Genomic DNA, 18,303 nt, shown 5'->3' with positions numbered 1-18,303 from the left:
AGATTTAATAATATGACTGCATTTTGGCGAAATAGTTTAAACGATATTAGAATAAAATACTCTGTAAAAAGACTTGCTATTTTTCTTTTTTCCTTCTCTATTCTAATCTCTTTTCACTACCTTTGTATGCCTATTAAAAAGTCAAAATATTAACTTGAAAATAAATATGGTTTCTTTCTTTCAGACCCCTTCCGGGAACATTATTGCTGTTCAAACAAGCTCGACACTTAACAACGATTTTATCCAGCGCCTGACATGGGCTTTTAGTGGTGCAAATATGCTTGATTCTGATAAAGTTTCAGGCTTTTTTGTTGGTCCCCGCCGCGAAATGATAACGCCGTGGAGTACCAATGCTGTGGAAATTACCCAGAATATGGGGGTTGATGGGATTATCCGGATCGAGGAATTTTTCCCGGTTGATAGTAATGCCGCTGAGCATGACCCGATGCTTCAACGTATCTATGACGGATTGAATCAAAACATATTCACAATAGATAAATTACCTGACCCGATTGTCGAAATTGATAATATAGAGGCCTATAACCAACAGGAAGGATTAGCCCTTAGCGAAGACGAAATTGAGTACCTGAATAGTGTCAGCCAACGATTAGGACGTAAACTGACCGACAGTGAGGTCTTCGGTTTTTCGCAGGTAAACTCGGAACATTGCCGTCATAAGATATTCAACGGAGTATTTATTATTGACGGGAAAGAAAAGGAAAGTTCATTATTCAAACTGATAAAGAAAACATCACAAACCAATCCGAATAAACTGATTTCGGCATATAAAGATAATGTAGCCTTTAATCAGGGCCCTGAAATAGAGCAGTTTGCCCCGGTAGATGGCGATAAGCCAAGCTATTTTCAGGTAAAACCGATTAAATCGGTTCTCTCGTTAAAAGCTGAAACACATAACTTCCCTACCACTGTAGAGCCTTTCAATGGCGCTGCTACAGGTTCGGGAGGGGAAATCCGTGACCGTCTGGGCGGGGGTAAGGCATCTTTGCCCATTGCGGGAACCGCGGTTTATATGACCTCCTATCCGCGCACGAAGGCAGGACGCCAATGGGAAGAGGCTGTGCCCGAACGCCCGTGGCTGTACCAGACGCCGGAAGAGATACTGATAAAAGCATCGAATGGGGCGTCTACATTCGGAAACCATTTCGGACAGCCGCTTATCTGTGGTTCGTTGCTGACATTCGAACATGAAGAGAACCGTAAGAAGTTTGCTTATGATAAAGTAATCATGCTTGCCGGAGGTGTAGGCTATGCCAACAAGCGGGACGCCCTGAAAGGCGATCCGAAGCCGGGCGAGAAAGTAGTCATACTGGGCGGCGATAACTACCGTATCGGTATGGGCGGCGGCGCCGTATCGTCAGTAGATACCGGGCAATACTCAAGCGGTATAGAACTGAATGCTGTTCAGCGTGCCAACCCCGAAATGCAGAAACGTACCGCCAATGTGATACGTGCCTTTGCGGAGTCTGATGATAACCCGATTGTATCTATCCACGACCACGGGGCAGGAGGCCACCTCAATTGCCTGTCGGAGCTGGTGGAAGCTACCGGAGGAAAAATAGACATGTCGAAACTGCCGGTTGGCGACCCTACTCTTTCTGCTAAGGAAATTGTAGGAAATGAGAGCCAGGAACGCATGGGCCTGTTGATTCCGGAAGAAGTCGTTGATAAGATGAAACGGATTGCAGACCGTGAACGTTCGCCGATGTATGTAGTAGGCGAAACCACCAATGATATGAAGTTCGTATTCGAACAGGCGGACGGCAAACGTCCTATCGACCTGAAACTGGAAGACTTCTTTGGCAAAGCGCCCAAAACCATTATGCGGGACGAAACTGTTGAAGAAGAGTACAGTAAGCCTGAATATGATTTGTCTAAACTGGAAGAATATATTAAGAACGTGCTCCAACTGGAAGCTGTAGCCTGTAAAGACTGGTTGACCAACAAGGTAGACCGTTCGGTAACGGGTAAGGTCGCACGCCAGCAGACACAGGGTGAAATACAATTGCCATTGAGCGACCTTGGCGCTGTAGCATTGGATTATAAGGGTAGGGCAGGTATTGCCACATCTATCGGCCATGCGCCGCAGGCTGCGATGGTAGACCCTGCCGCAGGTTCGGTGCTGGCAATTGCTGAATCGCTTACAAATATAATTTTTGCTCCTATCGAGGATGGGCTAAAAGGCATTTCGTTGAGTGCCAACTGGATGTGGCCTTGTAAGAATCCGGGTGAAGACGCCCGCCTGTATAGTGCTGTCGAAGCCTGTTCCGAGTTCGCCTGCGAACTGGGTATTAATATACCGACCGGAAAAGATTCTCTGTCGATGACACAGAAGTATGGAGAAGATAAGGTGTATTCTCCCGGAACTGTCATCATCTCGGCTGCCGGCGAAGTACGGAATATACGCAAAATAGTTTCGCCTGTATTGGCTTATATAAAAGGAACTTATCTGTATTATATCGACTTCTCTTTCGATACCTTCAAATTGGGTGGTTCGGCGTTTGCCCAAACCATGAATAAAGTAGGTGAAGAAGTCCCTACCGTGCAGGATACCGAGTATTTCAAGAACGCGTTCAATGCCGTGCAGGAACTTGTTGACAGGGGGCTGATCCTTGCCGGACACGATATTTCTGCGGGGGGGCTTGTAACCACGATGCTCGAAATGTGCTTTGCTAATCCGCAAGGCGGATTGGAGGCACGTCTTGATAAGCTTCATCATGCAGATTTAGTTAAAGTTTTATTCTCCGAAAATCCGGGTATTCTGATTCAGGTAAAACACCATCATCTGGTAGAGAAGGTACTGGACGATTACGGAATCGGTTTTGCCATTGTTGCCAGACCTATCGAGGACAGGAAGCTGGTTATACAGAAAGAGGCGTTCTCTCAGGAGTTTGATATAGATGAATTGCGGGATGTATGGTTCGAATCGTCATACCTGCTGGACAGGAAACAAAGCGGGGAGAAACTTGCTGCCGAACGTTTCCAGAACTATAAGAACCAGCCATTACAGTTTAATATAAATCCTTCTTTCACGGGTAAATTCGCACAATACAATATTGACCCTAACAGGACTAAGCCGACAGGGATCAGAGCGGCTATAATCCGTGAAAAAGGTACGAATGGCGAACGCGAAATGGCTTATGCCCTGTATCTTGCAGGCTTCGATGTGAAAGACGTCCACATGACAGACCTGGCTTCGGGCAGGGAAACACTGGAAGATATAAACCTGATTGTATTCTGTGGCGGATTCTCCAACTCGGATGTGCTCGGTTCGGCTAAAGGCTGGGCGGGAAGTTTCATGTACAACGAGAAGGCGAAAGATACCCTGCGCAAGTACTACCAGCGCAAGGATACACTGAGCCTGGGAGTATGCAACGGTTGCCAGTTGATGATGGAACTCGGGCTGGTATATCCTGAGCATGACGTGAAGGCTAAGATGGAACATAATGCTTCGCATAAGTTCGAATCTACTTATGTGAGCGTCGAAATACCTCAGAATAAGTCCGTAATGCTAGGTTCCCTGTCGGGCAGCAAGCTTGGTATATGGGTAGCCCACGGTGAAGGACGTTTCTCCATGCCTAAAGCGGAATCGGAATACAATATCGCGATGAAATATATTTATAGCGACTATCCGGGCAATCCGAACGGTTCGGATTTTGATACTGCCGGGCTTGTATCTGACGACGGCCGCCATCTGGTAATGATGCCGCATCTGGAACGTTCATTGTTCACATGGCAGTGCGCTTATCATCCGTTCGAGCATCGCAGGGATGATTTTACCCCGTGGATGGAAGCCTTTGTAAATGCAAGGGAATGGGTGAAAGGAATAAAATAATTTGTTTCAATAAATAGGATGGAGGCCATTTCGAAAGAAATGGCCTCTTTTGCAATCGTTTGCGAATACTTAGTTGCACAATTTACATATTACGGAATATTACATCTGTTTTTAATAATTAGTTTTGAGAAACCAATTGTCCGTAAATCATGAAAAACAACCTTATCTTATTTTCTATTCTCATTTTATTTTCACCGTTTCTGAATAGCCAGACTACCTACCAGCCAGAATATAATTATATCCGCGATAACGGAATAGAACCGTCAACATATCTTGTATCCAAGTTTCAACGTTACGACCTCGTATTACTGGGAGAAGATCACGGTATTAAAAACCATTTGGATTTTGTGCAAGATCTTATCCCCCAATTGTACAGGAACGGGGTTACTAACCTGTGTATGGAGTTTGGCGCATTTGAGATGCAGGCCAGACTGGATTCTTTGCTTAATGCGGATAAGTACGATGAGCAAACAGCCCGCGATATGATGTTTTATTATAATGTAGGCTGGGCATACAAAGAGTATACCGATATATACCGGAAAGTATGGGAGTTTAACAAGACATTACCGGCCGGCAAGAAGAAATTCAGGATTGTAAATATCAGCTACCAATACGACTGGAGTGAATTCGGATTGCCCAGAAATCCGGAAAATATGAGTAAGGTGTTTTATCGGGGAACTCCTGATGACTTCAGAACCCGGATAATAGAAAAAGAGGTGATTGAAAAAAATGAAAAAGCGCTGATATATATGGGCTTGGTTCATGTTTTCACTAAATATAAAATGCCCGTACTGAAAATGAATAATGATGACTTTTGTGATTATGATACGGGTTTCGTGGGAAACAGGCTTTACCGGAAGTATCCTGATAAAGTATTCAATATAATGTTTCACCTGCCATTCGAAGCGAAAACTAAGGCCAAAGGATTTTGGGGTTCTCCGGCTGATGGAGCCATTGAGGTCATTATGAACATGAATGGAAATAAACCAGTAGGATTTGATTTGGATAACACGCCATTGGGAAGACTGCCGGATAATAGCGTCTTTAGTATGTGCTATAATGATTTCCGTATGGAGGACTTTTTTGACGGATATATTTTTATAAGTCCTTTCAAAAATATGACCGGATGTACAATGGATTCATTATTCTTTAAGGGTAGGGACTGGAAAGAAATAAAAAGACAAATGCCCGACCCCGACTGGCACACAGCCGGTAATCTCGATGATTATTATAAACAGATCAGTGACTATGTAGATATAAAAAAGAGGTATGCTGATGTAATCCGTAACTCAGTCCCTACCGTGGCGACAGGTACAATTGAGCGCTATACTGATTTTGCATCCACGCATGTTCAACCCAGAAATGTAGATGTGTGGTTGCCGGAAGGTTATTCCCCTTCAAGAAAATACAGCGTGATCTATATGCATGACGGGCAGGCACTTTTTGATAAGCATATCACATGGAACAGTCAGGAATGGGACGCAGACTCTATAGTAGGGAGATTAGTAGTAGACAAAAAAATAAAAGATTGTATCATTGTTGGTATATGGAATAACGGGAAATTCCGGTATCCTGAATATTTTCCTCAAAAGCCATATGAATCTTTACCGGAAGATTTGCGGAAAAGAATGGATGTAGAAGTACAATCGGATAATTACCTGCGTTTCATTGTAGAAGAATTAAAACCTTATATTGACAAACATTATAGTACGAAGCCCGACAGGGAGAATACCATTGTGATGGGATCGAGTATGGGCGGGCTGATTTCAGTATATGCGATTTGTGAATATCCGGAAATCTTTGGTGCAGCAGCATGTTTGTCTACACATTGGATTGGCGATTCCGGCAATCCGGAAAACAATGAGATTCCTCAGGCTTTCGTCAATTATTTAAAGTCTTATCTTCCATCACCAGACGGGCATAAAATTTATTTCGACTATGGTACGGAAGGCATCGACAAATACTATAAAACCCATCAATTACTTGTTGATGATGTGATGCAACAGAAAGGATATACTTCAAAAGAATGGCTTACAAAAGAATTTATTGGAAAAGATCATTCCGAAAGTGCATGGAATGAAAGGTTGCATATTCCCTTAGAGTTTTTAATCCCTCAGGAATAATATTAACTTTGTGTTGAAAAAATACAGAGTTGATAAATGAAAAATAATAATCCTTTATTCGAATATAAGCTCAAAGTGCGCGACTATGAATGTGACGCGCAGGGTATTGTCAACAATGCCAACTATCAGCATTATTACGAGGTAGTACGTCACGAGTTTCTGGAAGAGCATGGGCTCAATTTCTTCGAACTTCATCAGCAGGGTATTGATGCGGTAGTAGTAAGTGTATATATACGTTACAAACATTCACTTCGGGGTAGTAATGATTTTATCTGTACAGTCGATTCGATAGAAAAAGAAGGCATACGTTATATCTTCAACCAAAAGATTATCCGTTTGAAAGATAATAAAGTCTGTTCAACAGCCCGTATAGAAATAGCCTGTATGGTAAACGGGAAGGTAGGCAGGCCTGATGTATTTGATAAAGCGTTTAATCTTTAAATTTGAAATCTTATATATGGCACTGACATTTGAAAATAAAATGAAAGTCCGCGACTACGAATGCGACTCGCAGGGAGTAGTAAACAACGCGATATATCTACATTACTTTGAGGCGACACGCCACGAATTGATGGAAAAATGTGGTTTGCGGCTAAGGGATCTGACCGAGGCCAATATTATTCCGGTAGTACGTAATGCTAATATCAGTTACCGGAGTTCGCTGCGTGGTTCCGAAGAGTTTGTTTGTACCATCAGGATAGTACGAGACGGGCTTCGTTACTTTTTTCATCAGCAGATAATACGTATCCCCGACAACACTTTATGTGCCAGCGCTGTTATAGAGGTAGTTTGTTTAATAGAAGGCAAGGTGGCCAAACCTGACATGTTTGACAGCGCCTTTGCCGGTTATTTAGAATGGAAAGATAAGAGATGAGTTCAAAAATTACATTATATGTTGCCCGTCATGGCAAAACATTGATGAATACACTGGACAGGGTACAGGGTTGGTGTGATTCCCCTCTGACAAAAGAAGGGATAGACGCGGCACGTTACCTTGGATATGGATTGAGTGATATAACGTTCAGGACGGCTTATTGCAGCGACTTGCGCCGCACCCGGCAAACAGTGCAGATAATACTGGGAGCTAAAGGTCAGGACGATGTGCCTGTTATCGAATTGCCCGGGTTGCGTGAGGCCTGTTTTGGCGGCTTCGAAGCCGATTTCAATCATGTGATGTGGAACAGTGCCGCACTTTATCTGCATTATACGTCCGTGGAGGAAATGTTTAAGGCTATACTGGAGAAACGGATCAACTATGGGAATGTACTGGATGCCGTAAAAAAGATAGATAAGCTGGGATTGGCAGAGAGCTTTTCTCAGGTAGAATCGCGCACTCAGGAGAGCCTGCGTGAAATAGCCGAGAATGAAGCCCGGTATGGCGATGGCGATATACTGATTGTATCGCATGGGATGAGTATTCTGGCTATGCTATTGGGACTGGGAGGCCATAGGCTGTTTACAAAGCCACTCGACAACGCGGCTGTATGTAAAGTCACTTATCAGGATGGCGAATTTACCGTAGAGTCTATGGCTGATATGAGCTATGTAGAAAAAGGGCGGTTGACAGAGATTGAGGCCTGATTATTCTTTCAATAACTTATCGAGGAAATCGTCGAATTCGCGGTCAAACTTTTCCATCAGGTCGTTATCCGGTTTGATGGCGTAATCCTCGTTTATAAGGAGTAGTTCCTCGATCACTTCGAAACCGTCATCCGAATAATTTATCGAGAATGGCTTGTACAGGTCGAGCGATGAAAACCGGTCTTCATCATCAAGTTGCCCGGTAACGCCTCTCAGGACAGAAATGACTTGTTCATCGCTAAGTTCGTCTACCTTGTTTACCCAGTCAAAAACAACTATTTCGGCAACCTTATTTTCTTCGTCATCATAAAAAGCAACTTCGCCGCTTTCCTTATCTACGGTAATGAAGATATAGGTAAAGGAACTTCCCGCATAATCCTTTGATAAGGAATCTATTGCCTGCTGAAATGTACTTTTAATCAGAGAGGATGGATTTTTACGAACTTCTTCCATTGGTTTGTTTCTAGAGAATTAAGGAGTAGATAGAGTTTTATATAACATCTCCAAGTTGCAATCAACATATGTTGATTTGCTTTCAAAATAATAAATAGGGCAGCAACCTTATTTGATGCGAAAATACGAAAAATATTGCATAATCCCTGTTTATTCTGCCTTATATATTAAAATCCAGAATATGTTCTCCTGTTTTTAAAGTATTGTGTATCCTTATCTCCGAGTTTTGCTGTACCAGAGAGTACGGCACAACACTTTTGGTGAGCCATGCATTACCGCCTATTATAGAATCGTGGCCGATAACCGTTTGTCCGCCAAGTATAGTCGCTCCGGCATATATGACCACGTTGTCTTCGATGGTAGGGTGCCGTTTTTCATTGGCAAGGCTTTTGGTAACGAATAAGGCGCCGAGTGTTACCCCTTGGTATATTTTCACATTATTGCCGATTATTGTCGTCTCGCCGAAAACGATACCTGTGCCGTGGTCTATATAAAAACCTTGTCCTATTTCTGCTCCGGGGTTGATGTCCACTCCCACTTTCGAATGGGCATACTCCGAGAATAAACGGGGGATTATCGGCGTGTTCATCTTATAGAATTCGTGCGATATGCGGTAGACTACCTGCGCAAAAAAACCGGGATAAGTGAGGATGACTTCTTCTATCGACTTGGCTGCCGGATCGTTTTCGTAATATACGGTAGCTTCATGATAAAGCTTTTCCTGAAGTTCCGGCAATTGGGAGATGAACTTATCCACCATTGTTTCGGCAGTGGCTCTGTCGGTCAAAGCAGTAATGTTCTCTACCAGGACGGAATAGAAATAATATAGCTTTTTCTCCCTCGATTTTTCAAGGTCACATATCGGAAACAGTACCCTGTGTATAAGGGTATTCAGGGCATCTTCGAGTTCTATTCGGTTAATTGGCAGATGCTTCGACTCCGCCCTCAGTTTCTTGGCTATTTCGTAAATATTTGTCATGATTTTGGCGTTGTATACGACAAAAGTAAGAATTTAAATAAGAATTATGAATTATGAGCGATGAATTATGTATTAACCGTTGACAATGAGCAACCTGTAACTTTTAATTTATTACTCGTGTTAACCTCCGTTTTTATGTTGTTAATCATGTTATTGAGAGTGAAAAAAAAGGAAATAACGTGAGAAAAATTATTTCTTTATTTATACATTTGTATAGTAAACCAACTGATTTAAACCGTTAGATCATGAAAATTAATGACATTTTATCAGCTTTAGAGGCAAAACACCCCGGAGAGTCCGAATTCTTACAAGCTGTAAAGGAAGTGCTTGTATCTATAGAAGATGTTTATAATCAACACCCGGAATTTGAGAAAAACCGTATTATCGAACGTTTGGTAGAGCCTGACCGTATCTTCACATTCAAGGTGCCTTGGGTGGACGATAGAGGAGAGATTCAGGTAAATCTGGGTTACCGTGTGCAGTTTAACAATGCTATTGGACCATATAAAGGTGGACTGAGATTTCATGCCTCAGTAAACCTTTCTTCTCTTAAATTTTTAGGATTTGAACAAACATTTAAGAATGCTTTGACCACATTACCAATGGGTGGAGGCAAAGGCGGCTCAGACTTTAGTCCCAGAGGGAAATCAAATGCTGAGATTATGCGTTTCTGCCAGGCATTCATGCTCGAATTGTGGCGCAATATAGGGCCTGATACGGATGTTCCTGCCGGTGATATCGGTGTGGGCACGCGCGAAGTTGGGTATCTGTACGGAATGTATAAGAAGCTGGCTCGTGAAAATACTGGTACATTTACAGGTAAAGGGCTCGAATATGGCGGCTCGTTAGTACGTCCTGAAGCGACCGGATTCGGCGCACTGTACTTTGTAAACGAAATGCTGAAGGCTAAAGGTATAGATCTGAAAGGAAAGACTGTTGCCATTTCCGGGTTTGGGAATGTGGCGTGGGGTGCTACCCTGAAAGCTACCGAACTGGGGGCGAGAGTAGTTACTATCTCCGGCCCCGATGGTTATATCTACGACGCCGACGGCGTGAGTGGGGATAAGATTGAGTATATGCTTGAGCTTCGCGATTCGGGTAATGACGTGGTCGCTCCTTATGCTGAAAAATATCCTAACTCCGTATTCCACGCTGGTAAGAAACCTTGGGTGGAAAAGGTAGACATTGCTTTGCCTTGCGCTATCCAGAATGAATTGAATGTAAAAGACGCCGAAGCTCTGATCGCTAATGGCGTTACCTGCGTAGCTGAGGTTTCCAATATGGGCTGTACGGCAGAAGCTGTTGATCTGTTTATTGAAAAACAGGTACTGTTTGCTCCGGGTAAAGCGGTAAATGCAGGTGGTGTGGCAACTTCGGGTCTGGAAATGAGCCAGAACGCGATGCATATACAATGGGCAGCCGAAGAGGTAGACCAGCGTCTGCATGGCATAATGAAAAATATACATAGCCAGTGCCTTAAATTTGGCAAGGAAAACGGAGGATATATCAACTACGTAAAAGGTGCGAATGTGGCCGGGTTTATGAAAGTAGCCCGGGCAATGATTGCACAGGGTGTTGTATAACTAAATTTTAATCAATCAATCGAGTGAAGGGCTCTTTGGATTAGCAATAATCTAAGGGGCCTTTTACTTGTAATATATTTTCCCCGAAATATTATTCTATACTATAAATTTTATTAACTTTGTATCTCAAAGTACAATGTGGTATAAATTAACATAAACAATATGACCTATGGAAACTAAAACACAAGCAGCAGAGAAAAAGTTATTATTTAAGATTCGCGCATTAGTAGTTTTCTATATGTTCGCCCTTTTCTTTTGGGGAGTAACGGCATTTCCTTTAGAGACTGAGATGAGGATTGCGTGCCAGATATTGGGTATCTCATTAGACGTTTCTCCCGATACGTATGGCGGACTTTATGGATGGATCGCTACTGTGGCCGGTGCGGTAATCAATACAAATCAGAATTACCCGTTTCTGGCATACGGTACCGATTGGCTGGCCTTTTCCCATTTGGTAATAGCGGCGGCGTTTATCGGCCTGTACTTAAAGCCTGTACGAAACATCTGGGTTGTTTATTTTGCTATGATAGCTTGTATTGGAGTAGTCCCTTTGGCTATGATATGCGGCGCGGTGCGTGATATTCCTTTCGGGTGGAGGCTGATTGACAGTTCATTCTGTATATTTGGAATAATTCCTCTATATTTTCTCCATGTTTATATAAAGAAACTGGAGAAACTTATAGGATATATTCCTGCCAGATATTAGTTTGCTTTCTTTAAGGTTCATGTAGGGGCGTATTGCATACCCTCGCTTATCTGGTTTTGTTATTCGGGCGTATGTAATACGCCCTTACGCTGGTAATACGACTATAAATATTATTTATTCCTTAATTGGGGTACCTTTAGGAGAAGTAGTGATATGTGGATTTTTGCTTACATTTGCTACTTGTTAAAGCAAAAAAAAGAGTCCGTCTCTTTATAAGTGACGGACAACCTGTTGAACTTACGACTACAAATATAGGGCATCTCACCCTTTAATTTATTGCTTATTTCCGCACAATTATTATCCAATCACGCCTAAATGCCCGTTTTTTAAGCTTTTTTTAGTATCTGCAAACACTCATTTTTCTCGCAACTTTTTTCTTGTAAGGTGCTTATTTACAGGTGTTTTACAAATGTTTTACAAATGGCTTAACGGGAAGTCGAATTTTTCTCTTTTAATTCGCTTGTATTTTATTGATATACAGATTATTATTCGGTTTCGATGGCGGCAAATCACTACTTTTTTGTTTGACAAATGTTGCACAAAGCTTTTTTGTTTTATTTTTCAGCCCTGTAATCCGTTGCTATACAGCGGTTTGTAAAACACATTTTCCACTGTCCGTCACTTATAAAGAGACAGACTCGAAAACCTATCAGGAGACACTTCTTGTTTTTTGGCAAGAAATCATATAAAGACGGTAGAAACGAAGCAAATAACAAATGTATTCACAACTACATTTCTATAGGAATATAGTATATCGCTATATACACAAAGGTCATATATCGTGCCCATCCGGTATATGTCCGGGAATGGGTATTTGCCTTTTTATTGCAAATATAGTGAAAGCCGAACGGAATCAAGCTTGCTTGAGATTGCCGAGGCGCATCCTATATTCTGCAAATATAATTAAAAATCTAACATCCGGGGAGGGAACATCCGTATTGTCTTGTTTGTCTTCAACGTTATCTTATTTGTCTTCAATGGGTCTTTTACCGCTTGTGAAAGTCGTAAAAGAATACCTCCCCGTTTTTTTCAGTCAACAGCTAACAGTTAACAGTCAGCAAAGAACTCCGTGTTACTCTGTGTACTCCGTGGTGGGAAAGAGCTGCGCAAAGCGGGGACAGATACCGTTTCGCCCGCCAGGCACTCTTCCCTTTTGATAAAGGGAAGTACCCGAAGGGGGAAGGGTTAGACAACTAATGTTGCAATAAATTCTTTTCATTACTAACGTCTATTAAACTCTAAATTTTTTAAATTATAAACTGCTTTTATGAAAACAACTGAAACACGAACAAAAAACTGGTGGAAACAGGCAATTGCCGTTTTCGCCTTCCTAGTACTTACTCCGGGCGTATATGCTCAAGTAACCGTAGGCAGCAACAAAGAGCCCGAATCCTTTTCGGTGCTCGAATTGATTTCCAACAATAAAACCGGGCTGCGTATGCCACACCTGACTACCGCAGAACGGAATAAAATGACTACCGCCTTTATTGGCTCTCCTGAAGAAGGACTGGCCAAAGGCCTCACCATCTACAATACCTCGATCGACTGTATGGAGTTTTGGAACGGAAAGAAGTGGATTTCTACCTGTGATGGAGAATGTATACCCGATCCGGCGGATGTGGACGAGAATGCTTCGGTAAGTAGTTGCCTGCCGTATATGTTCACTTATCAAACTATGAACTTAACAGCCTCTTATGCCGGAGATACACCAGACTCATATTTGTGGATAGTAGATGGCAAATGTATATTGGATAATAACTCTCCAGCGTATGCTTATACTCCTCCGACTAATATTGTTTTGGAAGAAGATGATCTCGGCAACTGGAAAAAGACGGTAAAGATCACTTGCCAAATGGGAAAGGACGGCAATATAGTACAAGCTGCCGACTACGAAATACTGGTAATAAAAGCTACTAAAGGTATCTTGTCGCCTATATATGTATGGGCATTGAAAGAAGGTGACCCAGATGCGGGCGAAAAATCTGATATAGTAGCTTTTGCTCATGTCAACCTAGGTGATGAAAATGTTACAAATCCTTGCGACTTGGCGGGTGATCTGTACCAGTGGGGGCGCGAAAGGGATGGTAATGGTACTACTACTGGGCATTTCAGGCGCAACCTGACCGACCTGGATGTATTACCTAATGGGATTGCTCAAGATCCAACTGAATCGTTCATCGCAGAAACTGCTGATCTGGATGCTACTACTGGGCAGGTTCTTTTAACAAGTGTACAGTACGGTAAGTTTATTAAATCGAGCTCGTCCGACTGGCGTAGCACCCCTAAATATGACCTATGGGGTGACGGCGAACTGAATTATAGCTTACAAACTTACAATCCTACATGGAAGATACTTACTAATAATCCTTGTCCTACTGGTTGGAAGATTCCGAGTGTAAAACAGTGGGGTGCTATTTTCCGCGGAGGTATTATTGATGGTACATCCAGCTCTTCTACTTCTGGCAGCACATGGACTTGGTTTGGAACAGATCCAGTCAAAGGCTACAAAGTGGCTGATGCCCTTTATTTACCGGCTGCCGGTTACCGTCTTGGATATCGTGGTTCACTGAACTATCGTGGCACTAGTGGCTACTACTGGAGTAGTACGGCCTATGACAGTGATTACTCGTACGGTCCATTTTTTAATAAATTTGGTGTAATCATCGGCTATTTTAGTTTGCGTGTAACAGGTCAATCCGTCCGTTGCATCAAGGAATAAAGGTGATCTTTCGAGATCTTCCGTCCTTCAGGGTTTACAACCCCGAAGCCCCTACTATCAGGATTTGTAATCCTACAAAAAAACAGGCTGTCACTTTTTTAGTACAGCCTGTTGTTTTTTCGTAGAAAATTGTCTTATATAAAGAGCTCTTTGATATAGTCAGAGGGAAAAGGTAACAGAGAAAAGTAATGAAAAAAGTCACCTTTGTCACTTTTTTGCAGCAGCCTGCTATTCCTGTTTTACGGTCAGGCATCTAAGTCCGCGAAGCGGGCTAATATGGATAACCACGGGTAAAGCCCGTGGCAAAAGCAGAAAGGAAGAGCCCGTCTCCGTAGGAGGCGAATGGGATTGATTTTTGCTATTTGCCTCCTACTGAGACATTGTCTTTCAGTCAGTTCCAGCCACGGGTTTTACCCGTGGTTATCCATGTTCAGTCCCTTCGGGACATAAAGAGCCGCCGAAGCCGCTACCATCAGGATTTACAATCCGGCAAAAAAACAGGCTGTCACTTTTTATAGTACAGCCTGTTATTTTTTTCGTAGAAAATTATCTTATATAAAGAGCTCTTTGATATAGTTAGAGAAAAAAAGGTAACAAGGAAAAGTAATGAAAAAAGTGTCACCTTTGTCACTTTTTTACTATTGCACCCCTGATCTCTTTATTTCTTCACAGAGAATTTAAAAATAGTTTCGCTGCTGTATTTTTCTCCCGGGCGCAGAGTAGCCGATGGCCAGTCTTTTTTGTTCGGCGTATCGGGATATTTCTGAGTTTCGAGGCAAACAGCGGCACGCTGCTGGTATACGATTCCTTTCTTACCTTTAACCGTTCCATCAAGGAAATTGCCGGCATAGAATTGTATTCCCGGTTCGTTAGTGTATACATCCAGTACGATGCCTGTTTTAGGCGATTCCAGCGTAGCGGCTATCTTGCTTATGTCGTTATTTGTATTCAGTACCCAGTTGTGATCGTAGCCGTTTCCGTTTTTCAATTGGATAAACGAATAGTTATCGATTCTGCTGCCGATCGTTGTCGGTTTACGGAAGTCCATGTCTGTACCTTCCACAGTAAGTATTTCTCCGGTAGTCATAAAAGTAGAGTCTACAGGAGTATATTTGTCACTGTTGATAGTGAGCAGCCAATCCGAATTTTTCACGTTAGGGTCTCCGTCCAGATTGAAATATGAGTGGTTGGTCATGTTTACTACTGTCGGCTTGTCTGTTTCGGCTTCATACTTTATTTGCAAAGCGTTATCCTCGCTAAGGATATATGTAACCTTACTTTTCAGGTTGCCCGGAAAACCTTCTTCCCCGTCTTTAGCCAGGTATGTCAATTCCAAAATTTTATCGTCCGGTTGCGTAGCATCGAACAGTACATATTGGAAACCTTTGGGTCCGCCATGCAATGTGTGTCCGAAATTGTTCTTCGGTAAGTCGTACTTCACTCCGTCCAGTTCGAAAGTACCGTTGCCTATGCGGTTTGCGTAGCGGCCAATAGCAGCTCCGAAGTCGCTTGGAATGTTGATGTAATCCTGTATGGAGTCAAATCCGAGGACAACATCTTTCATTTTTCCGTCTTTATCCGGAACCATAATGGAAACGATACGTCCTCCAAAGTTTGTGATGCATACTTCCATCCCGCTTGTATTTCTCAGCGTGTACAGGTCAGATTTTTTACCGTTGATCTCTGTTTCGAAATTCTTTTTGTCGAGGCCAGAGTCCGTTAATTTCCCAACGGGAGCCTTTTCGGTGCAGCTTACAGCTAAAAATAAGGTAGCCAATGCCGCCAAACATACTTTTTTCATAATTGATAGTTAATTTATTTTAGTGGATTTCCTCTTACTCCTTCTTTTGTGATGATTACCGGCTTGATATACCCATTTTCGTCAAATTGCATTTCATCTATACAGGTTTCTCTGTGGTTTCCATCGGTTTCGGTTACCGGACGGCGATGGTAGACGATATACCATTTGTCGGATTTCGGTTCGTGTATGACTGAATGGTGTCCTGCCCCTGTAGCGATTTTCGGATCTTGTTGCAATATTCTTCCTATCCTCTTAAACGGTCCGAACGGACTGTCGGCAATGGCGTATGCTACGAAATAATCAGGTCCGCCCCATCCTCCTTCCGACCACATGAAGTAATATTTATTGTCCTTGATAAACATAAATGGCCCTTCTACATAATTTTCGGGGGTAACTTCTTTATAAAGCGAACCGTCATCAAAAGGTACCAAGCCTGTAAAGTCTTTGTTTAGCTTAGCTACATTGCAGTGCTTCCATCCTCCGTAGTAGATGTAATAGCTTCCATCTTTGTCTTTAAACACAAACTGGTCTATCGGTTGCGCTCCGTTATGGAATTTATCTATGAGTGGTTTGCCCAAATAATCTTTGAACGGCCCTTCGGGTTTGTCGGCTACAGCGATACCGATGCCTCCATATTCATCATTGTTTTGTATGTCATTTCCTGCAAAAAACAGGAAGTACTTGTTGTCTTTTTTTACAATAGCCGGAGCCCACATGGCACGATTTATCCATTTCACGGAAGCTGTGTCTACTATGCGCTCATGTTTTGTCCAGTTTATAAGGTCGGTAGATGAGAAGGCATCCATGAAAACCTGTTCTTCGTAAGGTGCGGAGTAGGTCGGGTAAACCCAATATTTATCATCGAATATTATTCCTTCCGGGTCGGCATACCATCCTTCAAAGATAGGGTTTCCGGAAGTTGTTTCTTGTGTTGGGTTAGCCTGCTTTGATGTACAAGAGAACATTAATATCAGGCACGAAAAGATAATAAGAGAACCATTTTTCATTTTCATTAACATTTTTTTTATTACTAACTGATAAAAATACTATTTTTTTCAATTCATCATGTTCAGAGCCTGTTTAAATTTTAGCGAAAATTTTTATTACAGGTTCAGGTCAATAGTTCTTAGCAATTTTTTTATGCTCTTTTTAGCGTATTTTACCCTTTTTACTCTTGGTTTAGCCCGCTAAACCTGCTGGCAAAAATGATAAAATACATCTAAAAATAGCTATAAAAAAGATTTGCTATAAAATTTAAACAGACTCTCAGTTTTAGAATATTTTCAAGACAACTAAAATTAATTTGGGTTTTATACGGTTAATCTAGTGGCACACCTGCGGTGTTATGCATATATGGGATATCTAAAAAACTTATCTGATTTTGATGCAGTTGCTCTGGAATATTTTGATTTTTGTTGTCAAAAAGTTACCTTTGTTGATAACCCGGAAAAATGACAGTTTTCTGGGGTATGACCAAGCAATTAAGTAAGCAGACTACTAACTAAAAACCCTTTTATTAAACATGGCTTCTATCTATTCATTTGATGAAATTTTAAATATTGTAAACACCGAAATAAGCAAAGTTAAATACACTACCAGTCCCGAATCTCTTTTTGAGCCGATAACTTACATCTTGTCCTTAGGCGGCAAACGTGTAAGGCCAGCTTTGGCCCTTATGTCCTACAACTTGTATAAAGGGGATGTGGAACGGGTAATACCGATTGCTTTAGGGATAGAGATATTCCACAATTTTACCCTGTTGCATGACGACCTTATGGATAGAGCCGATATGCGAAGGGGAAATCCTACGGTGCACATTAAATGGAACGATAATACTGCGGTTTTGTCGGGCGATGCTATGCTGATAGAAGCATACAAGGAGATTGCAAAGATTGAACCTCAGTACTTGCAGCCTGTATTGGACCTGTTTTCCGCCACTGCAACGGAAATATGTTGCGGACAACAGTATGATATGGAATTTGAGCAACGGCTCGATGTTACCATTCCTGAATATCTGGAAATGATACGCCTGAAGACGGCTGTGCTATTGGCCTGCTCACTTAAAGAAGGCGCGATTATCGCCGGAGCGTCGTCGGACGATGCAGCTAATCTTTACGAATTTGGTATTAATGTCGGTTTAGGGTTTCAACTAAAGGATGACTTGCTGGATGTTTATGGCGACAGTACAAACTTTGGCAAACGGATAGGAGGGGATATACTTTGTAATAAGAAAACCTTCCTGCTTATCAATGCATTGTTGAGTGATGAGTCTAGAGAAGAACTGATTGGCTGGATTGATAGGGATACGTATGATGAATCGGAAAAAATAAAGGCTGTGACAGCTATATATAATAAGTTGAACCTGAAACAAAAATCAGAGCAATTGATAAATGAATATTATGAGAAGGCGGTGGCTTGCCTAAATAAGGTTAATGCTGATGAAACAAGGAAAGGAGGTTTGTATTCATTAGCAGAAAACTTGATGTCGAGAATTTCATAACACAA

The 18,303-nt window shown here is 42.1% G+C and carries 13 protein-coding genes; 9 read left to right on the top strand and 4 right to left on the bottom strand.

The features are described from left to right. Positions 1 to 166 precede the first annotated feature (166 nt). The 5 genes from purL to D0T84_RS13515 all read left to right on the top strand — a co-directional run bounded on the left by purL (position 167) and on the right by D0T84_RS13515 (position 7,557). Complete coding sequence (purL, locus tag D0T84_RS13535; RefSeq protein WP_163308394.1) at positions 167 to 3,853, top strand: phosphoribosylformylglycinamidine synthase; 3,687 nt, start codon at positions 167 to 169, stop codon at positions 3,851 to 3,853. Positions 3,854 to 4,002: 149 nt separating this feature from the next. Further along, entirely contained in the window at positions 4,003 to 5,976 is a 1,974-nt protein-coding gene (locus D0T84_RS13530; protein ID WP_163308393.1) for an alpha/beta hydrolase-fold protein, read from the top strand. A 36-nt stretch (positions 5,977 to 6,012) separates the two neighbouring features. Further along, positions 6,013 to 6,417: a thioesterase family protein gene (locus tag D0T84_RS13525; protein WP_163308392.1), complete on the top strand. Its 405-nt coding sequence runs from the start codon at positions 6,013 to 6,015 to the stop codon at positions 6,415 to 6,417. Positions 6,418 to 6,433: 16 nt separating this feature from the next. Further along, positions 6,434 to 6,850 carry a thioesterase family protein gene (locus D0T84_RS13520; protein ID WP_163308391.1) on the top strand — a complete coding sequence of 139 codons (417 nt, stop codon included), beginning with the start codon at positions 6,434 to 6,436 and terminating at the stop codon, positions 6,848 to 6,850. Continuing rightward, positions 6,847 to 7,557, top strand: coding sequence for a histidine phosphatase family protein (locus tag D0T84_RS13515; RefSeq protein WP_163308390.1), 711 nt, complete (start codon positions 6,847 to 6,849; stop codon positions 7,555 to 7,557). Before D0T84_RS13520 ends, D0T84_RS13515 begins: the two co-directional genes overlap by 4 nt. Here the strand turns inward: D0T84_RS13515 and D0T84_RS13510 are convergent, their stop codons facing one another. Continuing rightward, positions 7,558 to 8,010: a hypothetical protein gene (locus D0T84_RS13510; RefSeq protein WP_163308389.1), complete on the bottom strand. Its 453-nt coding sequence runs from the start codon at positions 8,008 to 8,010 to the stop codon at positions 7,558 to 7,560. Between the two features lie 160 nt (positions 8,011 to 8,170). Then, entirely contained in the window at positions 8,171 to 8,989 is an 819-nt protein-coding gene (gene epsC, locus D0T84_RS13505) for a serine O-acetyltransferase EpsC (RefSeq protein ID WP_163308388.1), read from the bottom strand. Between the two features lie 245 nt (positions 8,990 to 9,234). On the opposite strand from epsC, the gene gdhA reads away from it, so the two are divergent. The 3 genes from gdhA to D0T84_RS13490 all read left to right on the top strand — a co-directional run bounded on the left by gdhA (position 9,235) and on the right by D0T84_RS13490 (position 13,997). Further along, positions 9,235 to 10,572, top strand: a complete 1,338-nt coding sequence (gene gdhA / locus D0T84_RS13500; protein WP_163308387.1) for an NADP-specific glutamate dehydrogenase — start codon at positions 9,235 to 9,237, stop codon at positions 10,570 to 10,572. Positions 10,573 to 10,741: 169 nt separating this feature from the next. After that, positions 10,742 to 11,278: a hypothetical protein gene (locus D0T84_RS13495; RefSeq protein WP_163308386.1), complete on the top strand. Its 537-nt coding sequence runs from the start codon at positions 10,742 to 10,744 to the stop codon at positions 11,276 to 11,278. A 1,267-nt stretch (positions 11,279 to 12,545) separates the two neighbouring features. Beyond that, positions 12,546 to 13,997: an FISUMP domain-containing protein gene (locus D0T84_RS13490; RefSeq protein WP_163308385.1), complete on the top strand. Its 1,452-nt coding sequence runs from the start codon at positions 12,546 to 12,548 to the stop codon at positions 13,995 to 13,997. A gap of 658 nt (positions 13,998 to 14,655) precedes the next feature. Here the strand turns inward: D0T84_RS13490 and D0T84_RS13485 are convergent. Both D0T84_RS13485 and D0T84_RS13480 read right to left on the bottom strand, forming a co-directional pair. After that, entirely contained in the window at positions 14,656 to 15,798 is a 1,143-nt protein-coding gene (locus D0T84_RS13485) for an aldose epimerase family protein (RefSeq protein ID WP_163308384.1), read from the bottom strand. A gap of 14 nt (positions 15,799 to 15,812) precedes the next feature. Next, entirely contained in the window at positions 15,813 to 16,805 is a 993-nt protein-coding gene (locus D0T84_RS13480; RefSeq protein ID WP_163308413.1) for a glycoside hydrolase family 43 protein, read from the bottom strand. A gap of 524 nt (positions 16,806 to 17,329) precedes the next feature. Here D0T84_RS13480 and D0T84_RS13475 point away from each other — a divergent pair. After that, positions 17,330 to 18,298 carry a polyprenyl synthetase family protein gene (locus D0T84_RS13475; RefSeq protein WP_370525505.1) on the top strand — a complete coding sequence of 323 codons (969 nt, stop codon included), beginning with the start codon at positions 17,330 to 17,332 and terminating at the stop codon, positions 18,296 to 18,298. Positions 18,299 to 18,303 lie beyond the last annotated feature (5 nt).

The sequence above is a fragment of the Dysgonomonas sp. 521 genome, assembly GCF_010501055.1.
GTDB lineage: Bacteria > Bacteroidota > Bacteroidia > Bacteroidales > Dysgonomonadaceae > Dysgonomonas.
Note: the sequence above shows the minus strand (reverse complement) of the source record. Positions and strands in the feature narration are given on the sequence as shown.